At 41.6% G+C, this 22962-nt stretch carries 25 protein-coding genes and 1 other annotated feature; of the genes, 1 reads left to right on the forward strand and 24 read right to left on the reverse strand.

All coding sequences use genetic code 11. From position 1 onward, the window contains the following. Positions 1–28: 28 nt before the first annotated feature. The 8 genes from GQY27_RS08640 to GQY27_RS08675 all read right to left on the reverse strand — a co-directional run bounded on the left by GQY27_RS08640 (position 29) and on the right by GQY27_RS08675 (position 5891). Positions 29–262, reverse strand: a complete 234-nt coding sequence (locus tag GQY27_RS08640; RefSeq protein ID WP_160033309.1) for a hypothetical protein — start codon at positions 260–262, stop codon at positions 29–31. A gap of 88 nt (positions 263–350) precedes the next feature. Further along, complete coding sequence (locus GQY27_RS08645) at positions 351–1007, reverse strand: flagellar brake protein (protein ID WP_160033311.1); 657 nt, start codon at positions 1005–1007, stop codon at positions 351–353. A gap of 126 nt (positions 1008–1133) precedes the next feature. Beyond that, positions 1134–2489: a germination protein YpeB gene (ypeB, locus tag GQY27_RS08650; protein ID WP_160033313.1), complete on the reverse strand. Its 1356-nt coding sequence runs from the start codon at positions 2487–2489 to the stop codon at positions 1134–1136. Positions 2490–2828: 339 nt separating this feature from the next. Next, on the reverse strand, positions 2829–3533 hold the full coding sequence (gene prsW, locus GQY27_RS08655) for a glutamic-type intramembrane protease PrsW (protein ID WP_160033315.1): 705 nt from the start codon (positions 3531–3533) through the stop codon (positions 2829–2831). Between the two features lie 47 nt (positions 3534–3580). Continuing rightward, the gene (locus GQY27_RS08660) at positions 3581–4198 is read right to left on the reverse strand and encodes a genetic competence negative regulator (RefSeq protein ID WP_160033317.1); all 618 of its coding nucleotides are present in this window, start codon (positions 4196–4198) and stop codon (positions 3581–3583) included. Between the two features lie 193 nt (positions 4199–4391). Beyond that, positions 4392–4751 carry a hypothetical protein gene (locus tag GQY27_RS08665; protein ID WP_160033319.1) on the reverse strand — a complete coding sequence of 120 codons (360 nt, stop codon included), beginning with the start codon at positions 4749–4751 and terminating at the stop codon, positions 4392–4394. A 133-nt stretch (positions 4752–4884) separates the two neighbouring features. Next, the gene (locus tag GQY27_RS08670) at positions 4885–5301 is read right to left on the reverse strand and encodes a hypothetical protein (protein WP_160033321.1); all 417 of its coding nucleotides are present in this window, start codon (positions 5299–5301) and stop codon (positions 4885–4887) included. Continuing rightward, on the reverse strand, positions 5298–5891 hold the full coding sequence (locus GQY27_RS08675; RefSeq protein WP_160033666.1) for a CPBP family intramembrane glutamic endopeptidase: 594 nt from the start codon (positions 5889–5891) through the stop codon (positions 5298–5300). The genes GQY27_RS08670 and GQY27_RS08675 overlap by 4 nt, the downstream gene beginning before the upstream one ends. A gap of 230 nt (positions 5892–6121) precedes the next feature. Next, positions 6122–6361 (forward strand) — a binding site (T-box leader). Positions 6362–6561: 200 nt separating this feature from the next. On the opposite strand from GQY27_RS08675, the gene serA reads away from it, so the two are divergent. Further along, positions 6562–8157, forward strand: coding sequence for a phosphoglycerate dehydrogenase (gene serA, locus GQY27_RS08680; protein WP_160033323.1), 1596 nt, complete (start codon positions 6562–6564; stop codon positions 8155–8157). Positions 8158–8368: 211 nt separating this feature from the next. Here serA and GQY27_RS08685 read toward each other — a convergent pair whose 3' ends face one another. The 16 genes from GQY27_RS08685 to ribE all read right to left on the reverse strand — a co-directional run bounded on the left by GQY27_RS08685 (position 8369) and on the right by ribE (position 22957). Further along, positions 8369–9835: an ATP-binding protein gene (locus GQY27_RS08685; protein ID WP_160033325.1), complete on the reverse strand. Its 1467-nt coding sequence runs from the start codon at positions 9833–9835 to the stop codon at positions 8369–8371. Then, complete coding sequence (locus tag GQY27_RS08690; protein ID WP_160033327.1) at positions 9835–10551, reverse strand: response regulator transcription factor; 717 nt, start codon at positions 10549–10551, stop codon at positions 9835–9837. The genes GQY27_RS08685 and GQY27_RS08690 overlap by 1 nt, the downstream gene beginning before the upstream one ends. Before the next feature lie 80 nt (positions 10552–10631). After that, the gene (gene ccsA, locus GQY27_RS08695) at positions 10632–11897 is read right to left on the reverse strand and encodes a cytochrome c biogenesis protein CcsA (protein WP_160033329.1); all 1266 of its coding nucleotides are present in this window, start codon (positions 11895–11897) and stop codon (positions 10632–10634) included. Further along, positions 11894–13570, reverse strand: a complete 1677-nt coding sequence (gene resB / locus GQY27_RS08700; protein ID WP_160033331.1) for a cytochrome c biogenesis protein ResB — start codon at positions 13568–13570, stop codon at positions 11894–11896. Before resB ends, ccsA begins: the two co-directional genes overlap by 4 nt. A 23-nt stretch (positions 13571–13593) precedes the next feature. Further along, on the reverse strand, positions 13594–14121 hold the full coding sequence (locus GQY27_RS08705) for a redoxin domain-containing protein (protein WP_160033333.1): 528 nt from the start codon (positions 14119–14121) through the stop codon (positions 13594–13596). Between the two features lie 115 nt (positions 14122–14236). Beyond that, positions 14237–14983 (reverse strand): pseudouridine synthase, encoded by a 747-nt coding sequence (locus tag GQY27_RS08710; RefSeq protein ID WP_160033335.1) that lies wholly within the window; start codon positions 14981–14983, stop codon positions 14237–14239. A 118-nt stretch (positions 14984–15101) separates the two neighbouring features. Continuing rightward, on the reverse strand, positions 15102–15635 hold the full coding sequence (locus GQY27_RS08715) for a spore maturation protein (RefSeq protein WP_160033337.1): 534 nt from the start codon (positions 15633–15635) through the stop codon (positions 15102–15104). Between the two features lie 4 nt (positions 15636–15639). Beyond that, positions 15640–16281, reverse strand: a complete 642-nt coding sequence (locus tag GQY27_RS08720) for a nucleoside recognition domain-containing protein (RefSeq protein WP_160033339.1) — start codon at positions 16279–16281, stop codon at positions 15640–15642. Positions 16282–16308: 27 nt separating this feature from the next. Next, positions 16309–17508, reverse strand: coding sequence for a D-alanyl-D-alanine carboxypeptidase family protein (locus tag GQY27_RS08725; protein WP_160033341.1), 1200 nt, complete (start codon positions 17506–17508; stop codon positions 16309–16311). Positions 17509–17656: 148 nt separating this feature from the next. After that, positions 17657–18094, reverse strand: coding sequence for a GerW family sporulation protein (ytfJ, locus tag GQY27_RS08730; RefSeq protein ID WP_160033343.1), 438 nt, complete (start codon positions 18092–18094; stop codon positions 17657–17659). Positions 18095–18190: 96 nt separating this feature from the next. Then, complete coding sequence (locus GQY27_RS08735) at positions 18191–18883, reverse strand: DUF2953 domain-containing protein (protein ID WP_160033345.1); 693 nt, start codon at positions 18881–18883, stop codon at positions 18191–18193. Between the two features lie 152 nt (positions 18884–19035). After that, positions 19036–19629, reverse strand: a complete 594-nt coding sequence (gene scpB / locus GQY27_RS08740) for an SMC-Scp complex subunit ScpB (protein WP_160033347.1) — start codon at positions 19627–19629, stop codon at positions 19036–19038. Next, a complete protein-coding gene (locus GQY27_RS08745; RefSeq protein ID WP_236570538.1) occupies positions 19598–20398 on the reverse strand; it encodes a segregation and condensation protein A in 801 nt (266 codons plus the stop codon). Before GQY27_RS08745 ends, scpB begins: the two co-directional genes overlap by 32 nt. 104 nt (positions 20399–20502) lie before the next feature. Further along, positions 20503–20970: a 6,7-dimethyl-8-ribityllumazine synthase gene (ribH, locus tag GQY27_RS08750; RefSeq protein ID WP_160033351.1), complete on the reverse strand. Its 468-nt coding sequence runs from the start codon at positions 20968–20970 to the stop codon at positions 20503–20505. Between the two features lie 25 nt (positions 20971–20995). Beyond that, positions 20996–22237, reverse strand: a complete 1242-nt coding sequence (locus GQY27_RS08755) for a bifunctional 3,4-dihydroxy-2-butanone-4-phosphate synthase/GTP cyclohydrolase II (protein ID WP_160033353.1) — start codon at positions 22235–22237, stop codon at positions 20996–20998. Positions 22238–22288: 51 nt separating this feature from the next. Then, positions 22289–22957, reverse strand: coding sequence for a riboflavin synthase (ribE, locus tag GQY27_RS08760; RefSeq protein WP_160033355.1), 669 nt, complete (start codon positions 22955–22957; stop codon positions 22289–22291). Positions 22958–22962 lie beyond the last annotated feature (5 nt).

Genomic DNA, 22962 nt, shown 5'->3' on the forward strand with positions numbered 1-22962 from the left:
CACACAACCAACAGTGATGCAAAAATGGTCACTCTTTATTAAGCATATTGGGTAGTTGGAAAGAAGCAGGCAAGGGGGTTCCCTCAAGCCGAAACACTGCTGACATATAGGGTGCTGTGAATCTGTTATGCAGCAAAATTTGAAAAACGATCAGTAACAGAAGAAGACATAGCAGCAGTGTCTTTAACTTACGTTCAACCTGCGTACTGAATTTGATAAATAAAGCTTCATATCTGCGGACTTCATCACCAGGCTGCTTCATTCCCATCTCTCCTGCAGAACAATTTTGTTCATTGTGCCCTGAGAAATAATGATTCATTCACTCCATGAATATATCGTTATGAATTTATTTATCTACCTCTAAAATCAAGTTGACGCTCAAAACAGTACTTTATTATTTTTTGACGTTCCATGTCAGAGATTTGTGTAAATTCAAGCATGGCTTTCTGCCGGCCACTTTCGAGGGTAATGCTCCGTACCACGATGCCCTCAAAAGGAACATGTTCGAGCTCTCCGTTCTTATAAGGAAGCAACAGCCAACAAGAAAGGATCTGCCCTTCCTTAACTTCATGTTTGGAATTCCCTACAAAAGAAATGCCTCCTCCGCCTACATCATCGGTATAGGTTAAAAACCGGGTAAAATCATGTTTGAACTTAACAGCCAGTTCTAACTCGGACTGGACTCTTAAAAAATTACGCCGCTGCACTTGAAAAATTTCTTCTGCAGTCGGCTTACGAAACTTCACCATTCTTATTACATCTTCTTTGAAACCAGTCACGTATGTATTGAAGTAATGCTTTACTCCACCTTCTGTTAGAAAGTAAACCGACAGCTCATCACCCATATGAAGTTTTTTCAGCTGTCCGCTACCCTCTCGAATCGGAACTTCCATATAAATATCATCTTCATCTGTTTCGGCAATTCTTGAACGGTATTCGTAATTCGCTTCTTTCTCACCTTCTGAGGGTAACTGGATGAACAACACATCATTTACTTTCGGATACAAACCTCATTCACTCCCTGTCTATAGTCGCACATTCATGAATTATAACAGGAATATTATACCATGCGTTCTTGGAATTACATTCAGAAAAATGCAAAAAAAAGCTTCCCCAAAGGAGAAGCTTTCCATCTACATTTTAGAACCTGCGGTTGGAGCAGGGATTTCTTCCACTGCTTCTTCAACACCTGTCTCTGTATTAATGTATATACGGTACATCGTATCGTTTATTTTTCCACCAAATTGATAGCAGAGCACTTCTTCATTATACTCATTTTTAATTAACGCTTTACGCGTAAAGGATACTTTAAAGTCAGGATTTAGCTGCGCTCGCGCATCCTTCAGCTTAATTTTTGGCTCTGCAAATTTACGATCATCCTTATGTTCGTTAAGGAAATCCGATGCTTGGATCCCAATAACCTCTCCGTTATCCAGACCTACACGTACCGTGATTTTTTCAGGATAAACGAGCACATCATCATGTTCTCTTACATAAGTGAAGTTACCTAGATTGTCATATTCATTGTAAGCAACAGCTTTCATATCACGATATCCTTTGTGCTCAAGGAAACGATCGGCTTTAGACATTGCTGTATCCCGATTCACTTGTTTTGGACCTACTTCTCTTTCATCATTATATGAAATTAGCAGGCCGCCATCCACAGTAAAATCCATACGAATCAAATGACCATCTGGTGCAGTAAGGCTTGCGGTGTAGGACCTGTAATCTGTTCCTTTCCCGTTCTGAATCACCTGAATAGCGGGACTGTCTATATCTGTGAACTTTTGAGCTTTTCGTTTAATGTCTTCCGCTGTAACGGGTACTCCGCCTAATTTACGCACAGTACGATGCTCATAAAGACTCGAAACGGATGGTCCCCAATCCATAGGTGGATAGTTACCAACTTTTTGATCCACAGCTCGAAGACCATCTACTATTACATTTTGCTGTTGCTTATTCCCTTGCGCGTTGATAACAGCCTCTGCGTCACCCCACTTCAGGTTATCAGAGAGTACAGATAATTGTACTTGGTCCAAATCTTTGTTAATCTCAGCTGAGTTTTTGTACAAAGTTCTAAGATTCTCTTTTTCTTGAGCTGTTAACGGCTTCTCACGAAGATCTCTTAACGAAGTTTGATACGCAAATTTAGATATGCGAGATAGAAGCTCTTCTGTTTTGTTAACGGGAAGCGATGTGAGTGGAAGCTGATTAAGTTCACTCTGTGCTTGACTCGCGAGCATCCATACATTCATAAGCCCCTTTTTATGCATGCCATCTGATGTGCTGCTAACCGCAAGCGTATTTCCTAGTTCCGAATGAATCCGGTCCATGTGGTACGAGAGATCATGAAATAAACGTTGATATTGATTTTCCGACTTCAAAGCAACTGCATTACGTTGTTGATATTGTTGATACCCCCAGATCAAAGAACCAATGAGCAGTATTGATACAATTGGGAATAACACCGAACTTAACCTTTTATACATCTTATATTGCTCCTTTCTTCAGGTACGATGACCTTATTGTGACAAGAAGAAAGGAAGGTTATGCATGGATGATCTTAAAATTAGAAGCTTTCTTCCTCAATATCAAACATGTCCCTATTATCACAGACACACTGTTTGAATCCAGTTTCAATTCTTCCCCGTTCTTTTTTACCTCGTAAGACAAACCTTTCACCGCATTGCTTGCAGTGAATCTTCACTTTTACTCTCATGATTTAAACCTTCACTCCTTGGCTGAATTTGGAAGTAAACACAAAAAAAACACTTGTCCCTAAAATAGACAGAAAAACTGTCAACTAGAAACAAGTGTATCCAAATCAATTACAGGTTAACCTCTTCCTCACGTTTCACGAATCGAAATGGTGAACGATTATTAGCACGGTATACTTTCCCCATACCTCCATACCAAAGGATGAGCATAACAGGGACGATAAACCAATACCAAGCCTGTTCTACTCCGAGAATCAGATCGTAAAGTCCGTGCCAGAAAATCGGAAGAAGAATCGACATAACAAGAAACTTACGTTGCAAGTTCTTTTTGTCGCTAAATTTTGCCCTGCCCATATAATATCCCATAATAACACCAAACATCGCATGTCCCGAAACAGGGAGTAATGCTCTATAAAGCATGAAACTCATTGAAGCATTTCCAGCCCATGCATACAGCAAATTTTCCACTGTGGCGAAACCTAGTGAGATGGCTACCGCATATAATATTCCGTCATATGGCTCATCAAATTCAGTGTGATGATAAATAACGAAAAATAAAACAAGCCATTTGAGTATTTCCTCAATCCCAGCAGAAACAACAGATGCATGCAAAAACGGATGATTTCCGAAATCACCGAGAAAAAGCATTAACCCTCGCTGCAGGAACATAATGGGAAATACGATAAGGAGTCCGAAAAAAAACATTCGAATAACCATATGGAGAGGTTCGGCATCGTAACGGTCTTTAAGATAAAAATACGTAAGCAGGGAAAGTCCCGGCGCAATTGCTGCCGTCAAGACCGAAAACAAAAGCACCGAACATCCCTCCAAGATAATGGTTTCACATACTTACTCATCAAAATTTAAGAATCATGACGTTTGAAGTGTTCACAAATCGTTCCGATTGCATTTTCTGGCATAACGAGCTTGCCATATTCTCCGAGTACGGCTGAGGTAACCGAACTTCCCTCGCCAAATTCAGCAAGAAGGGCAATAAGCGCTCCGTGCTGTTCCGTGTCGACTTCGTCCGGTTCAAGATGCAAGAACCATTTGTCCTTATAATGATACAAACGTCCAGCTTCCGTTACTTTTGCTTTTAGCATGTGAGCTGCCTCAATCAATACTTCAAAATCCTTAAATACATACATCACAGAATCACTCTGCTCGAGTGTTACTTCCATTTCGTATATTTCGTCTGCTATATCATCTTCGTGTAATGCACCATATCGTTCACGATCATATTTGCCTCTTGTGACAATAACGACCATTCCTTGAGCTGGTAACGCGAAGACCTCAACGGCCAAAGGGCCAGTAGCATCAAATCCAAGTTCGCTGTAGGCCTGGTCCATCATTTCCGTAAACAGTTCATGAACTTTTGGTTCTTCCTGCCACATATCTTCCTTCTGGATACCACGCTCGCTTAAATCATCAAAAGTCAGGAAAATCCGTATCTTGTCATTGCTTAAGCGTTCTATTTTCATACAGGATCTCCCCTTTATTAAGCATGTGTTATAAACAGATTATGTTCTATTCTGTGAGTATGTGCTCAAAATGGATTATGTAAGTATGTTATCATTTTATACCCACAAATGCACGTAATAAAAACGATAAAAAAAGAATCATTTACAGTCCAATAAGGATCTGCAATGATTCTTTCCTCAAATCCTTATTTCTTTACAATCCAGGGATTGCTGTATGCGATTCCGCCAGCACTTTTTCCACTTCTTTTTTCACGTCTGGATTCGAACGGATAAAAGTTTTAATCAAATCTAAATTCTCGGCTTTTTGTTCTGAAGTCGATAATTTTTGAGCCGAAGATTTCGAGTTTGATCCTGCATTCGTTGTGTTCTCATCTGTCAATGCTTTGCTCAGCATGCTATCCATTCCAGGAAAGGTCATGTCCATTACCTTTTCTTTGGCATCATGCAGATATTTTTTCGCTTGTTTTGCCGTAGGCATATTTCCTTTTTGAGAAAGGACAGAACAAGCCACAGCACCAACTGTTAAGCCCATTAGAAACGAAGAAGTTCTCACCTATAAAACCTCCTTGTGTGATAGGATGCATTCCTTATTGTTCACGCAAATAAGAGAAGTCATGCGCGGATCACACAAGAAAGTTTTCAGACCGAATGCAGCCTGAACCTTAGCTGCTAATCGATCTAGAGCTCTAGGGGATCAATGTATTTAATGGAGGAGCTCCTATAATCCCCCAATAGACAAGAAATCCAGTTAGAAGGATAAAAAGGAGAATAAGTGAGTTAATGAACCACTTGCTAAGTCTTACTCTTCGAGATGGAAACAGTTCTGCCCTTGTGGGAAGCGTCTCCGCTTCTTGGATACGTCCATTCGCTTCCTTCTTTTGTTTTTGTTCAGCCTGGAGTTTGCGCTGCATTCTTGATAACTCGGGAACGGGCTGACTTTTTCTCACAGGTTTTTTATACATTGTCTTGTTCACAACTGAATTATCTATCGGTGTACTATTTTCAGCGATCTTATGAAGTGACTTGGAAGGTTTTAGTTCCTTTCCCTCCTTGCGACGACGATGTTGACCATACTTTTGTGTTCTACTTAGTTGTTGATTCATGTTTCCCTCCGAAAACGAATGGCGAGTCCGGATATTAAATCAATTAGGAAATGGCACAGTATGGGAGCCCATAATGTTCCGGATTGCTCATAGATATATCCTAAGCCGTAACTAGATACAAAAACCCAGCCTGTAGGGAGCCAGTGATTCAAATATCTAAAATGAATGAGAGCAAAAATAATACTTGTCCAATAAGGACCAAAGGAATGCTGAATGGCACCTCTAAACAGAAGTTCTTCGCAAATCGACACAACGGCAGCGATACATATAATATGCCAGATAGGTCTTTTGCGGAATAACATACGGTTAATACCGCCGTCGTCCATGCTGTCCTCAGGCATAACCGCTGATAACAAGAAATCAACTACCAGCATGATTGCAGCAAGTCCAAGACCATACATTACAAATTGCCAGCCTTGGGGTAAACTTAATAAATCCAGCGGATTTCTTTTTTGAAAAAGGATCCAGATAATACCTATAATTAATGTGAATGCTTGTGTTAAATAAAGGTTGATAAGAAGAAGGCGATCCGTCAGCTGGTGCGGTTCAATCTTTTGAAATTTTAATTTCTTCCAATGTTGTTTTTTCATTCTCGCCAATTCTTACTCCTATTCTATAAATGATGTCTTTGCCTCAGATGTAAATAAAGGGAATATTTAAATGATATCCAAAATACTCAATAGATTCAAGAACCTTCGATAGATGGAGGAAAAATTTAGGAGGCAACTTTGGGTTTTCTTCCTCTTTTTAGTAGTTTGAACTATTGACATGCTGATGTTACACATGATACATTATGAAAAAATTGTTATTTAACAATATCTAAACAGCGATGACGGAGAAAAGAACTGTACCGATTATTCAGAGAGCTGATGGTTGGTGAGAATCAGTAATCATACAGTATACTTTAGCGCTCCCGAGTTACTATATTGAATTATTAGTAGATATAGTCGCGTGATTCGCGTTATGAATCTGGTCTATTTTGTAGGCCATTAAGGCCGTTGCTCTTCTTTGAAGAGTAATAGCGAATTAGGGTGGCACCACGACAACTCTCGTCCCTTACTACGGTAGTAGTATGCGGATTGAGAGTTTTTTTGCGTTATCCCATCAGATTTTTGGTATAGCTTCTTTTGTTACAATGTTGTACTATGTCACTTCAACGCATTAATTTTTCACCGAGTTTAAGGAAATGGCTTAGCTTTATATGTGAACGCCGCTTCTTATTCTATACATGTTGTTCAAAATCAAGGAGGACGATGATCAATGTTAAAAGTTTTGGTATCTGATCCAATCAGCGATTTGGGAATTCAGCAGCTTATGGATGCTGAGGATGTTGTAGTTGATAAAAAGACAGGTCTTTCGGAAGATGAACTTATTCAAATTATTGGAGATTATGATGCACTTCTTGTACGCAGTCAAACTCGTGTAACTCCTGCCATTATGAAAGCTGGCACACGCCTCAAAGTGGTTGGTCGTGCCGGAGTTGGTGTTGACAATATCAATCTCGAAGCAGCTACTGAGCGAGGTATTATCGTTATTAATGCGCCTGATGGAAATACCATCACTACTTGTGAACATACATTTGCGATGATGATGGCTCTAGCAAGACATATTCCTCAAGCATATGCTAAAACGATAAACGGAACATGGGATCGTAAAACGTTCCTTGGTGTAGAACTTCGCAACAAAACACTTGGTGTCCTTGGCATGGGTAGAATCGGCAGTGAAGTAGCAAAAAGAGCCAAAGCATTTGGCATGAACATTCTCGGCTACGATCCATTCTTAACGAAAGAACGTGCTGAGAAAATGGGTGTTACCCTGGCTTCCGTTGATGATATTATTCGTAACGCAGATTTCATGACCGTCCATACTCCACTGACTCCAGAAACAAAGCATATGATTGCTCGGCCACAATTTGAAGTCATGAAAAAAGGCATGAGAATCATCAACTGTGCGCGTGGCGGAATTATTGATGAGATGGCATTAATTGAAGCTATTGATGAGGGGATTGTAGCAGGTGCTGCCTTTGACGTATTTGAAAGTGAGCCTCCTGCAGCGGATCATCCATTCCTAAGTCATCCGAATATCATCGTTACTCCTCACCTTGGTGCATCTACAGTAGAAGCACAAGAGAACGTAGCGATTGACGTATCTGAGCAAGTGCTTCATATCTTACGGAACGAACCTTTTAAAAATGCGGTTAATATGCCTCCTGTGGCTCCAAGTGTGATGAATATTATTCAACCTTATTTCAAACTTGGCGAAACTCTGGGAAGCTTCGCAGCTCAGATGGCAAATGAAGCAATTCAGGAAATCCATATTGACTACTCTGGCGACTTGTCGGAAGTTGATACTCAGCAGCTGACGCGTTATGTTTTAAAAGGCATACTTGAGAGACATCTTGGAAGTGAAGCTAATATCGTAAACTCTCTGCATTTAGCGAAGATTCGCGATATTAACGTTGTCGTATCCCAAGCGCCGCGTACAAAAGGTTTCACTAACTTGATTACCGTGACACTCAAAAACCAACATGAGCAAGAAAGACGTATTGCTGGAACACTTCTCGCTGGATATGGCGAGCGTATTGTTAGACTCGATCATTTCCCAGTTGACTTTGCTCCTGAAGATCATCAAATTTTCATTTCTCATAACGATAAACCGGGAATCATCGGCCGTGTAGGTACGCTTCTTGGTGAGAATGATGTAAATATTGCCTCCATGCAAGTAGGACGTAAAATTATTGGCGGAGCTGCTATTATGATTCTGACGGTTGATAAAGAAGTACCTAAAGAAGTACTCAAAAAACTTACAGAACTGCCTGAACTGAATACAGCTCAAGAAATTGTACTTCAAAAATAATTTGTCATTCATCTGTAATATAATAAAAAGCTGGCCATCTCGGTCAGCTTTTTTTCTTATGCTCCATCATTTTATAAACACTGCCCTTGTTCTCATTTTTATTTACACGATCTAACAGGTTATAAATAAAATTGTTCCACGTTGAACAAGATTAATCGGTACTGTTCAACAAAAAAAGCACCTTCCAATAGGTGCTTTTTCGTAGATAAGATCAAGTAAGCTTTGATTTATCCGATTTGTGTTGTTTTATAGGAAGTAGAACCGTGAACTCTGTACCTTCTCCATGAATACTGTCTACTTCAATTGTCCCTTTGTGCGCATCAATGATGTGCTTAACAATGGCAAGCCCAAGACCAGTTCCACGGCCTACATCACGAACTCTTGCTTTATCTGCCTTATAGAATCTTTCAAAGATAAAAGGCAGATCCTCCCGAGGAATTCCTTTCCCTTCGTCTTGAATACGAATCTCCAGTTCATCCTCGCTGATCATAGAAGAGATAATATAAATATGTTTCCCTGACGGGGTGTGTCTGAAAGCATTATCAAGTAAGTTGGTAAATACCTGTTCCAGCTTGTCCTCGTCGGCTGCTTCGAGTATCAAAGGTCCATCTGCATGTTTATACTCTAAGAGTAACCCCTGATCTTTAGCAGCCACACTAAACTTGCGATATACACGATCAAGCAGCTGGTTCAAATCCACTCTGTCGAGGGTGACATCAATATGCCCCGCTTCCATCCGAGCAAGATCCAGCAGATCCTTAACTAATCTGCCCATTCGCAGAGATTCATCATGAATAACTTGTATTAGTTCTTCGCTTTCTTTTGGAGAAGCTGCCATTCCATCAAGCAGTGCCTCACTGTACCCTTGAATCATCGATAACGGAGTTCTAATCTCATGAGAAATGTTCGCTATAAAGTCACTGCGCATCTTCTCTAAATGTGCTTCCTCCGTCACATCCCTCAGTACCGCAACGGCCCCTCGGTTTCCTGGTTCTGTATGCAATGGAGCCATCTGTACGGACCATACACTCTGTTTTACATGTACTTCTGCACTTTGGTCTTCTCCATGGCTTACCACCGCTTTAAACAGTGGTCTCAGCGGTTCAGGGACATCATTATCCGTATCCTCATTCTGTTCCTGAGGAGAGTATCTAACATCGATCTTGTTCCATTCAATTCCTTGCCAAGCTGACATCAATTTTGCACCTTGCGGATTCGTAGAAATAATCTTCCCTTCACTATCAAAAGATACGACTGCATCCCTCATACTGCGCAGGACGCTTGCAACACGTTCTTTCTCATGGTTGAGGTTCCGAATCGTATCTTCTAATTCTCCCGCCATATGATTAAAGGTGCTCGCGAGCTCACCGATCTCATCGCTTGTAACTAAAGAGAGTCTAGTATCATAATTTCCTTTACGAATCTCATTTGTTGCTTGAATCAGCTTCTGCATCGGTTGTGTTATTTTACTTAGAAGAAAGAGTGCAAAAAAAGTAGTTAAACTAAATCCAACAATACAGACAAGCACAAACATCTTCTTAATTTCACCGGACTCATCCGCAGAGAAATTGCTGTCAATGTATGGGAGGAGGAACACCCCCAGTGTCATGAGGATGCAGGCCACTAATAGTATGATGGTGTACCACAGCTTGCCAACTAGTGATTTCCAAAATTTCACTACTTCGGAACCTCCAGCTTATATCCAACTCCCCATACCGTTGTTATCATCGATGCTGCTTCTGGAGAAACTTTATTCAGCTTCTCACGAAGACGTTTCACATGGGTATCCACCGTACGTAAGTCGCCAAAAAACTCATAATTCCACACATCTTTAAGTAAATCTTCTCTGGAGAAGACCTTGTCCGGCGATACAGCGAGATAATGCAGCAGTTCGTACTCTTTCGGAGTAAGACTAACTTCTGACCCATTCGCTGTAACCCGGTGAGCATCATGCTCAATAAGTAAGTGAGGAAAAACAATATTATTGCTTGAATTACTTTCTTTAGATAGATAAGCGGTTGCAGAAGCTCTACGCAAAATAGCTTTAACTCGGTAGATTACTTCACGAGGGCTGAAAGGCTTAACAACGTAATCATCTGCCCCAACTTCAAAACCCTGTACGCGATTGATTTCTTCCCCTTTGGCTGTAAGCATCAGTACGGGAGTTGATTTCACTTGACGCAACCTAGTACACACTTCAATACCATCCATACCCGGCAACATTACGTCCAGCAAGATCAAGCCATAATCTTCTGATGTCGCTTTACTGAGTGCGGATTCACCATCCTCCGCCTCGTCGATGTCATAGCCTTCTTTTTCCAGATACATCTTTAACAAACGCCGAATTCTTTCTTCATCATCGACGACGAGTATCCGGTTCTCATGATCTGCCATTCGTACGATTCGCCTCACTTTCTTAAACCAGTTCTCATAGTATGTTCTATCCTCAATAAAAACATAAACTTCATTTCCAGTTATTCTGTTCCAGCATAGGAATGAAGTCCAGCGATAATCAAGTTCACGCCAACCAGTGTAAACATCACGATCAGGAAGCCGAGTACAGCAAGCCATGCGGAATTACGTCCCTGCCAACCTTTAGACAAACGAAGATGCAAATAAGCACTGTAATAGAGCCAAGTAATTAGTGCCCATACTTCCTTGGGATCCCAGCCCCAAAACCGTCCCCAAGCGATCTCTGCCCATATCATGGCAAATATAAGTGCACCTAAGGTGAAGATGGGAAATCCTATCGCAATTGCGCGGTAACTGATTTCATCCAAATCGTCAGGATCAATATCCGCCAGATAAGGACTCAGCGCCCGGCTAAGTGGTTTCCTAATAATTAATCGAAGCACCCCGTATAATAGCAGACCCGAAATCACAGACCATATGACTGTATTCAGTTTGCGTCCTGCATTTACACCATTCATCCATGAAGGTGCTTCAAATAAAGGTTCTTTCATTCCTAAGAATGAAGTATAACTTTCTGTATCACTGTTATGTGGTGCTACAAGAGGCGGCATGTGATAAATGACTTTCTCTATTTTACTATTATTTGTCCCCCCGGTGTCAACGTCCGTCACCTGTTGCTGAACAAATACCGCTTCGTACCCGCTTGCGCGAAAGGCAAATACGGTACCAATAAACCCTATAACAATAATAATAACAACTAACGTAAATTCAAGCCACTTTTGCTGTCTTTTATCAACTTTTGCAGAACTATCGAATTTAACCGTTCTTAGCAAATACATCAGCCCTGCGGCAAAGCCCACTGCAAAGAATGATTCACCAAGAGCAGCAAGGGTAACGTGGATATTCAGCCAAATCGATTTCAGGGATGGAACCAGAGGCTGTACCTCCTGTGGAAAGACTGCTGCATATGCCATTAGTATAATGGTAATCGGCAGTGCAAAGAGCCCGAGAAGCGATGTTTTATATATCATGTAAAGGATCGCAAAAGCAACAATGACCATCATAGACAAGAAGGTCATAAATTCATACATATTAGACACGGGGATATGTCCTGACCCTGCCCATCTGGTGAAAAAATAAACGAGCTGTGATCCTAGGCCGATTAAGGTAAGAATCAAGCCATATCTCCCCCATTTTCTAACATGAGCTTCCGGCTCTCGATTACTGAACTTGCGACCCATAACGGCGATTGCATGTACGATAAAAGCTCCACAATATAAGAAAAAGGCAATCATAAATGCATTACTGCTTACGTTAAGCATGTTCACGCTTTATTCCCTCCGTTGTCCAGTGACTTTTCATCCACTATAAGATTACCTTTCTTCAGCACATCAGCCACTTCTCGCCTTAGACCAATCCAGTTTTTATTGGTATGGGCACCCAAGGTAAGAGTTCCCTGGTCAATTCGAATCCAAATTCTGCGATGCTGCCAGTAGAATCCCATGATCAGACCCAGCATAACAATCGCTGCTCCGAGCCAAACAAACGGCATGGCTTTATCAACACGAATATTAAGATACGTAGTGGAGTTAATGATGTCGACATTATCCATTCCGTTCACATCAAGCCTAAGCGGCATGTTTCCTTCACTTAGTCTTTCATTAATTAGATCCTGCTGAAAACGTTCCTTATCAATTTCCTTCGGAAAATAAAGATACTTCACCCCGTCTGCTGGAAGATCCTTGCCTGTCACTGTAAACAAAAAGGCAGGCGCATTGGGATTTGGAGTCTTGGATACCGGTTCTCCCCGGTCATTTAAGCCAAAATCCATAAATTTGCTAGTTAGTTTCAAATGATAAGGTCCTGCTTCATACTCAAGCTGCGGATTATTCATACTAAGCTCAATTGTTCCATAAGATTCACCTGTTTTCGTATCTATAACTTCTGGAGAAACAGCCCTAAGAATAGGAGTCAAATCATAATCGTACTGGTACGCTTTAAGTCCTTTGTAATCTAGCGGGTCATTCACTTGAATGAAATGGTGATCTACCTGTTTTAACTGCGGCTCTTTTGATAGATCTGTACAATCAGCTGTACATTCATATAATTTAGCTTCAGTCTCAAACAGCTTAGGAACAATTCTCCCTACATTCTTAAACTCTTCCGGCGTTTCTTCCTCACTGTAATATTCCACCCGGAAGTTTACATTTTCGAGATAGAACGTAGTATCCGGTAAATTTACAATTTCACCTTGCGGAAAAGCAACATGCTTGTCCATATGCAGGCCAGGCAGCCCTCTTGCCAATACGGCCAGCAAGAAAATAATCAGTCCAATATGTATAACATAGGGACCCCACCGGCTAAAACGATACTTTTCTGCAAGCAGTGCAGATTCGTCTGTTTTTACACGGTATCCTTTTTTCTTAAGCGGGGTAACCGCTTTCTCAATCCATTCTTTTGTTTGCTCTTCCGACATTTCTGTCTGATAGGTAATTCTTTGTCTTGTTAGGAACTGCATATGTTTAGGAATACGTTGCTTGTTAAGTGCCTTATACAGCGGCAGTACCCGATCTATGCTGCAAATAACAAGAGAAGCACCGATCATAACAAGCAGTAAAATAAACCACCAGGATTCGTATGTATGTGATAGTCCTAATATGTAATAGATGTTTCCTGGCAGACCATACGTTTCTTTGTAGTAGACAGAAGGATCTAGATTAACAAAAGCATTCTCCTGTGGGTAAATCGTTCCAAGCATGGCTCCAACCAAAGTAAAGACGATCAAATAGATCGCCACTTTAACAGATGAGAAGAAATTCCATACTCGGTCAATCGCATTTGGATTACTTCGCTGTGAACGCCTCGCCCTGCCGTCATAACGCATTTCAAGCAGTTCAGTGGAAACAAGATCTTTTTCATCTTGCGGTTTACCGCAGGCTTCACACAGTACGGTACCCACTGGATTCTGGTGGCCACATTCACACTTTGTGTTTTGAATCATGGTGACGTTAACCTCCTATTCCTTCAATTTGAATTGACTAGCTGCTTGATTTTGTACTCCAACGTGTCCAAATTCAGCTGACCTTCAAATTTCTCGGAGATTTTTCCGTCTTTAGATACAAAAAAAGTAGAAGGCATCGGTGAAATACCAAACTCACCTGTCACTTTTCTTCCCTTGTCATACATAATCGGAAAATCTACACCGACTCCGCGAACAAACTGATCCACCGTCATCTGATCTTCCCCTACATTTACGCCGATGAATACCACGCCCTGCTCTTTCCATTTGTCCCATTGTTTCTGCAAGGCGGGCATTTCATCAACACATGGCTCACACCAAGTCCCCCAGAAATTGATAACCATGACCTTATCCTTGTATTCTGCAAGGGTATGAACTTTACCATCCATTCCAAGCAGTTCAAAATCAGGCACACGATCACCGACACCGGGTTTTCCATCCGAACCAAAAACAGACGAGCCAATGGCGTAGGCACCCAAGATGACAATGAATATCAAAATAATAACCTGAACGGTTCGTTTTGATTTCCCCATCGTTAATGCGCTCCTTTTATGACAATTATGTCCAATTATCCAGCCTATGGATAATTATAACGAAAAATGTCACAAAACTTCGTCTGTTTTTTGAAAATTATGTGTCCTTACGGATTTATTTTTTGTTATTCTTCTCTGCAGCGGATTGAGCAGATTGCATCAAGTTATTAATTTCTTCTTTGGTCAAGTGCCGATATAGTCCCCGTTTCAAGTTTTGAAGGAGGAGTCCGCCAAAAGATATCCGTTTTAGTCTGGTTACCGGATGATTGATGGCTTCGAACATACGCCGAACCTGCCGGTTACGTCCTTCATGAATCGTAATACTAATGACCGCTTCTTTCTTATCGGTATCTACATCCTTATATTCCACTTCTGCAGGATATGTCATTCCATCGTCCAGCATAATTCCTTTTCTCAGCTGATCGAGTGCAGTTCCGTGCGGAACTCCTTTTACAGTAGCCAAATAAGTCTTAGGTACATGATGCTTCGGATGCGTCAACAGATGTGCAAATTCACCATCATTCGTTAGCAAAAGCAGTCCTTCGGTATCATAATCCAGTCTTCCTACCGGATAGACTCTTTCTTTGATTCCTTTCAGATAGTCTGACACAATTTTTCTGCCTTCTGGGTCAGAAGCACTTGTGATGACTCCTTTTGGCTTATTCAGCATGATATAAATTTTCTTCTCACTACGAATCGGCTTGCCGTTTACCGTAATGATATCCTCATCGGGATTTGCTTTCGTACCAAGCTCGGTCACTACTTCTCCGTTGACTTCAACCTTACCGGACAGAATAAGCTCTTCGCTTTTACGTCTGGAAGCAATCCCTGCTTGTGCAATAATTTTTTGTAATCTCTCCATATTCAATAAGTCACCTCAGGAATTAATGATACCCATCAGAAGGAGAAATAACAAGGTTATGAAAAGGAAATAACCCTCGGGGCATTCTCCAAGGGCTTGCGATCAGGGTAAACAGGTTTTAACCAAATACAAGAAGACATATAAAAATAGCTGCAACAAAGCCAACTAGATCAGATAAAAGTCCCACTTTGAGTGCATATCTGCTATTTCTAATACCGACAGCCCCAAAATAAACAGTAAGTACATACAGCGTCGTATCCGTGCTTCCTTGTACTGTTGAAGCGATTCTTCCAATCATGGAGTCTGGACCATAGGTTCCAATCAAATCCGTTGTAAAGGCAAGAGAACCTGTCCCTGTCAGCGGCCGAAGTATACCAAGAGGTAATATTTCAGAAGGAACCCCCATCCACTGAAAAAAGGGAGTAAAGAAACTCAAAAAGAAATCAAGTGCTCCCGAAGCACGAAATACACTGATTGCCACCATCATAGCTACAAGCTGAGGAATGATAGAAATTGCAGTTCCAAATCCCTCTTTGGCTCCGTCTACAAAGGATTCATACACAAGGACCTTACGGTAATAGGCATATAATGGAACAAAAGCAATAATAATTGGGATGGCCCATGTAGAAATGAGATTAATGAACGCTAACATGTGCTCACCCTTTCACACTTGTTTCCGGGGGCGGCGGCTGTGTTCTATCTACGATGCGTTTAGGTGTCCTCGGCAATCTACTGCGGTAATAGCGATCCAGCATAATGGCTGCCGCCGTTGCAAAAGCAGTAGCAACAAGGGTCGTCCCCACAATTTCAGCAGGATTGGCAGAATGATAATTCAGCCGGATCGCTATCAGTGTGGTCGGAATCAAGGTAATGCTTGCTGTATTTATAGCCAGCAGTGTGCACATCGCTGGACTTGCTACTTGTTTATCCGGATTCAGTTCCTGTAGCTGCTGCATTGCTTTTATCCCCATTGGAGTAGCCGCATTTCCAAGTCCCAGTAAGTTGGCACTCATATTGGAGAGGATATATCCCATGGCAGGATGATTTTTAGGAACATCAGGAAATAAGAAAGCAACAATGGGTCCTAGAAGTTTTGCAATCTTAGACAGTAATCCAGCATCTTCTGCCATCTTCATCATTCCCATCCAGAAGACAAGAACACTAATGAGTCCAAAACATACCGTTACACCCGTAGCAGCACCATCAAAGGCGGACTGAGTAACGACTTCAATGTTCCCTTTTGCCGCTGCAAAACAAAATCCAATCACAATCATGGCAAGCCAAATGACATTTATCAACGCGAACCCCTCCCGCTTCGGATTCCTTTATTCCCTTGTGAATATTTGGCCGAGTACTTCTCGGAGTGAACTTAAAAATGTGCTTTTATGAACCAGATTATAAGATAAAACGGAAGTTTCGGCTGAAGTATCTTTCGGAATATAACTTCCCTTTTTATACACGGGGATATGACCGATTTTTACTCCATTCAGCATAAACTCAACCCGTCCTTTAAGCCCAAAGTCTGCATCCTTGTCCACAATTTTTTTAGCTTCTTCAAGCTGCTGATCATAAAGAATCAGCTTTGTTTTAATACTTCCCGCTTCGGAAGCTAGTAAAGGGTACTTAAATGAGTTACCTGTAACATATTGAAATTTTTGAATGGACTGGCCTTTTTGTGCGAGATCAACAAGCGGATAATGCTCAAATCCATAGTTCAGCATTTTAGCATGATCGCTCCAGTCATCCCCATCATTTAAAGTTACCGCTGCGAGCTGTTGCCCTTCGCGAGTTGCAGAACTCACAAGACACCTGAATGCCATCTTAGTATACCCGGTTTTTACTCCGTCTGCTCCTTCATAAAGCCGCAACATCTTGTTTTTATTCAGCCAATTATAATCCCAGGATTCATTCGGATTGGGTGCTTTTTTCTGCTGCGTACCGACAATGCGTTTGAAATCCGCATTATGAAGTGCGTACGCGGTTAGCTTGGCCACATCATTAGCTGTAGAATAGTGACCTTCGGCATCAAGCCCGTGCGGGTTCTTAAACTGAGTGTGACTGAGCCCGATTTCCTCCGCCTTCTGATTCATTAAGTGAACGAACCCTTCTTCTGATCCCCCAACGTGTTCAGCAATCGCGGTTGCTGCGTCGTTTCCTGAGCGGAGCATAAGGCCGTACAGCATATTCTCCAGTGACATTTTCTCTCCAAGTTTCAAATACAAAGAGGAGCCTTCCTTACCGGCTGCATTTTTACTTACAGTTACCATGCTCTTTAAGTCCATTTTTTCCACTGCAACGAGGGCAGTCATGATTTTGGTTAGGCTTGCGATTCTCATTTCTTTATCTCCGTCTTTGCTGTACAGAATACGGCCCGAACTCACATCAATAAGAGAAGCGGTTTCTGCATTGGTATGAAGTGCTGGGGGTTCCTTATGTTCGGGTTTATGATCAGCATAAGCAGTAAGAGGTGATAACATAAGTGTTACTACCAAGGGCAACATACTACATTTTTTTAATAGTTTCATAAGTTCTCCTCCGGGTCCTTTTGCAGAATCTTGTACTATACTATGTCCTTGTCCATCGAAGTATGTCCTTGTTTAATCAAACCGCTTGTCGTTACCAAAACAAATTCCCTTCCAGCACAAGACTGGAAGGGAATTTGTTTTGGTGCTTCTATTGGGAAGAAGAAAGAGTTGTTGTTGTGTTTGTTTGATTATTTTTGAAAAGCTGCTGCATTTGATCAATTAATTTCGGCGCTTGATCAATAATTTTCTCGAACAAATGCGTATTGTTATCTAGAGGAACGATATTTACTCCATCTTTTCCCACAACAAGAAAAGCGATCGGATGTATGGATACACCACCCCCGCTGCCTCCGCCAAAAGGAACGGCTGATGGCGAATGAGCACTACTGCGGTCATGCTGCTGTTCTGTTTCTAGATGAAAATCACTGCCTCCTGCTGCAAATCCAAAACCAACACGGCTAATCGGCAAAATAACAGTACCGTCTGGTGTTTCTACTGCATCGCCTACAATGGTATTTACATCAACCATCGCTTTAATATTTTCCATGGCTGTTTTCATTAGACCTTGAATCGGATGATCGGACATAGAATACATACCTCCTGCTAATCAATAGTTTGACATAATATAGGTTTCCCAACTTTTCCTCTTGCTATGTGTATATTTAAGAAAAAAGATTCTAAGTTATTCTCTGCTGCTTAACTCTCGTCGCCAAGCCCAAATTCCACCATGTGCATTCACGATACTGTGACTTATGGTACGGAAGATTTTCATCAACCTAAAAAACCGAATATAAGCCCGAAACTCGAGAAGGGTATCCAAGGACCACTTTTCCTCCCAGATCGCCTTTACTTTTAGATTAGGACCGTCTGTAAACGTCACTTTGTAAGACAACCACCCGAGCAAGGTGTTTTTAATCCCCCACAACAAGCCGGTCAGTACAGAGGTGGTTACCACATCCTCCGTACCAAGCCTGGTTTGCCAAACAAGTTTCGTTATGTGGAGCTGGGAAAAGTCATTTGTCTCCCAGATACGAAGTGCATAAGCACTTTTCATAAGGTCCTTGATTTGATAATTGAATCCTTTTTTGCCTCGCTTATTAGTGGAAGGATCATTTTGAGATCCATCGTCACCCTTTTTATCGGACAATTTATCTGCTACGAGTTGAGCAAACTGTCTCTTAAGTTCTTCAAAACGTTCAGCTGGAAGTTCGTAATGAAATCGGACGGCACCATATACCAATTTCACTCGAAATTCCATTTTTGCTTGAGTGTTTCGCGTCTTTATACTAGCTTCAATATGTATATTGGATAACAAGGCCAAGATGAGGAGTAGAATTATAACAGCTAAAAATATCAATCCAATCCAGATCCACACGCGGGTTTCCTCCTGTTTTATAAGTCTCTCTGCTTACTTTCATGCATACATCAGTCTAGTATGTTCATAAAAAATGGAAAGCATTCTGCTGCAGAACAAAAAGAAACCGATACTCCTAAAAAAGAGCGTCGGTTTCTCATTTAACTATTTTGTTAGTTATCTTCCTCAAACCCAGTCTGTTCAAGCTTAGTGAACAGAAGTTGGGTTTCTTCTTCTTGCGCTTCAGCTTCCTCAAATAAATTAGGTTCTGGCAGATCCTTAATGGATCCAAGACCAAAATAATCAAGGAATGCTTTTGTTGTTCCATAGAGAATCGGTCTGCCAATGGCTTCCGCTCTTCCTACTTCGTGTATCAAATCTTTGTTGACCAGCGTATGAATCGCTCGTTCCGATTTGACTCCGCGAATTTCTTCAATCTCAATTCTTGTGATCGGCTGACGATAAGCAATGATGGACAGCGTTTCAAGAGCTGCCTGGGAAAGAGAAGAACGTGACGGCGAATAGGCTAGTTTTTCAAAATACGGAGCGTGATCCGGAAGTGTACTCATTTGAAAATTGCCGGCAATTTTCAGAATTTGTAGACCTCTCTGCTGTTCTGCATACTCTTGTTTTAGCTCCTCGAGGGCACCAGCCACGATATCTTGAGACTCGTTAACGATTTCCGAGAGCTGCTTAACGCCCAGCCCTTCCTCTCCCGCTAAAAACAAAAGTCCCTCAATAATCGATTTCAATGTTCGCAAGTCCATCGATCTGTTTTTCCCCTCTCCATTCCATCACGATATCTTCAAACAATCGTTCCTGGTAACATACAATTTTTTTCATTTTCATCAACTCCAAAATCGCTAAAAACGTTACTACTACTTCTTGACGGATCATTTCTTCATGAAAAAGCTTGGAAAATAACATCTTCCCACCATAACCTTTGGCTTGCAGTGCTCCTGCCACATCACGAATCCGATCTTTGACCGATATTTCATCCCGATGAATTTTAGCCACAGCCGGCTGCCTGGAAGATCTGCTTAGCGCTTTTTGAAAAGCTGCTATTAAATCTGAGGTATGAAGTCCCTGCACCGGATTACTTGGCTCTACCTGAACGTATGGAGTCAGGTCTTCCGGCTCCTTAGAGAAGATCAAACTTCTTTCAGATTCCCTTTCATGCAGATGACGAGCAATTCCTTTAAATTTACGGTATTCCATGAGTCGCTGTACAAGTTCTGCACGAGGATCATACATTTCCTCTTCCATGTAGTCATCATAGATTTCATCATCCGCAAACACCGGTGGTTTGGGAAGAAGTATTTTGGATTTAATCGCAAGCAAGGTTGCCGCCATGACAAGAAATTCACTTGTAATATCAAGTTCCAATTCCTGCATGGAATGAATGTAGTCCATATATTGATCTGTAATATGACTGATCGGAATATCTTGGATGTCAATTTCATGTTTGTCAATCAAGTGCAATAAAAGGTCCAAAGGTCCTTCAAACGTTTCAAGCTTATAGGTTACAACCGTCAATGGACGCATCCTCCCGCTACAGTTACAAAATACAAGAGCCCTGCCCCCGTAACTTTTGTATTGTAACAAAAGATACGAGTACAGGGCACTACATTAAATAAGCACTATTTTAGCTGTTTCGTCAAGTTTGCCATTTCAATCGCTGCTACTGCAGCGTCCCAACCTTTATTACCTGCCTTGGTTCCAGAACGCTCAATCGCTTGCTCTATGTTCTCTGTTGAAACCAGTCCGAAGATGGTAGGAACACCTGTTTTCAGGTTAATTGACGCAACTCCTTTGGACATTTCATTACATACATAATCATAGTGGGTTGTTGACCCTCTGATGACGGTAGCCAGCGTGACAACTGCGTCATATTTACCGCTCTCCGCCATCTTTTGTGCTACAAGCGGAATTTCAAAAGCACCAGGAACCCATGCCACATCGATTTCATCATCTTTTACTCCATGGCGCTTGAAAGCATCGAGTGAAGCAGATAATAACTTACTTGTTAAAAACTCGTTAAACCGGGCTACCACAACTCCATATCGTAATCCCTCAGATACTAAGTTCCCCTCAAAAACATTTGCCATTATCTACATCTCCTTTTTATGTCGCTTACAACTCTTTATTCTCGTTCTGTTCCATATCATCAAACGTTAACATATGACCGAGCTTTGCTTGCTTCGTATGGAGATAGGAAGTATTCTCTACATTCTCTGCAATTTGAATGGGAACACGTTCCACAACTTCTAGACCATATCCTTCCAGACCTTTGATCTTACGCGGATTGTTGGTAAGAAGCCTGATTTTACGAATTCCCAGGTCTTTTAAAATTTGAGCACCAATGCCATAGTCCCGAAGATCTGCCGGAAAACCAAGTTTTAAATTTGCATCCACGGTATCGAGTCCTTGTTCCTGAAGCTTATAAGCTTTTAATTTATTAATAAGTCCGATTCCTCGTCCTTCTTGTCGCATATAGAGCAGAACGCCGCTTCCATTGTCGTGAATTTGCCGAAGAGCTGCTTCAAATTGAGGTCCACAGTCACATCTGTGAGAGTGGAAAACATCGCCTGTCAGGCACTCGGAGTGGACACGCACCAGTACAGGTTCATCTGTATTCAGCTCCCCTTTGACAAGAGCGATATGCTCTTTGTTATCTAGTTCATTGGTATAGGCGACTGCCTGAAACACGCCAAAGTCAGTAGGCATCCGAACGCTAACTTCCCTTGTTACGAGTCTTTCTTGCGAATTGCGATAAGCAATCATATCTTTAATAGTAATCAGTTTTAGATCATGCTTTTTAGCCATTTCAAATAGATCAGGCAGACGTGCCATCGATCCATCCTCTTTAATAATTTCACATATCACACCAGCTTGATAAGCTCCGCTCATTCGTGCAAGATCTACAGCGGCTTCCGTATGTCCTGCTCTTCTTAATACCCCGCCTTTTTTCGCGATTAAAGGAAACATATGCCCTGGTTTTCTGAAGTCCTCTCCTGCAGCCTCAGGATCAATAAGCGACTTCACCGTCATTGAACGTTCTTGCGCCGAAATTCCTGTCGTTGTCAGCTTATGATCTACAGACACCGTAAAGGCTGTACCATGAAAATCTGTATTATGCTGAACCATGGGTTTTAAATCCAACTCATTTGCTCGTTCTTGCGTAATCGGAACACATACGAGGCCACGGCCCTCCGTAATCATAAAATTAATGACTTCTGGCGTAGCCAGTTCAGCCAGGGCGACGAGGTCCCCTTCATTCTCACGGTCTTCATCGTCAACAACGATAACGACCTTTCCTTTTTGTAGATCCTGAATCGCTTCTTCTACGGTATGAAAATGAAATGTACTTTCCATCAATGATTACCTGCTTTCACTTGATAGTCTTGTAATGAGGTATGAAATTTTTTATAAAAAACCATGATTGCTTAAAAAATCATAACTGAGTCCAGCAGATGGATCCTTCTGCGTTGGTCCGTTATTTTCATGATATCCGAGTAAATGATTCACATATTTTCCGATCACATCACATTCAATATTGATAAGATCTCCCGTATTTCGATAACCCAGCACCGTCTGAGCTAGTGTATGAGGAATGATCGAGACTGTAAATGCACTCCCCGTAACATCTACAACGGTTAAGCTGGTTCCTTCCACAGTGATTGATCCTTTGGGAATGATATAACGAAATAATTCTGTACTTACCGGAGCTATTTCAAATACGACTGCATTTTGGTCTCGTTTAATAGACAGAATACGGGCTGTACCATCAACATGACCTTGCACAATGTGACCACCAAATCGACCTTTTGCAGACATCGCCCTTTCGAGGTTAACCAAACTTCCGTTTGCCAGTAATTTCAGATTCGTACTTCTATAAGTCTCAGGCATCACATCGACTAAAAATCCGGAAGCTTCGATCGACGTTACGGTTAGACATACGCCATTTACAGCTACACTGTCACCAATGTTTAAATCCTCCATAACCCGACTCGCTGAAATACCAAGCACCATTGCTTCGCCCTTCCGGCCTATAGTCCGTACTTTTCCTACTTCTTCAACTAAGCCGGTAAACAAAATAC

This window comes from Paenibacillus sp. An7 (genome assembly GCF_009870785.1).
In the GTDB taxonomy this organism is placed as follows: domain Bacteria; phylum Bacillota; class Bacilli; order Paenibacillales; family Paenibacillaceae; genus Paenibacillus.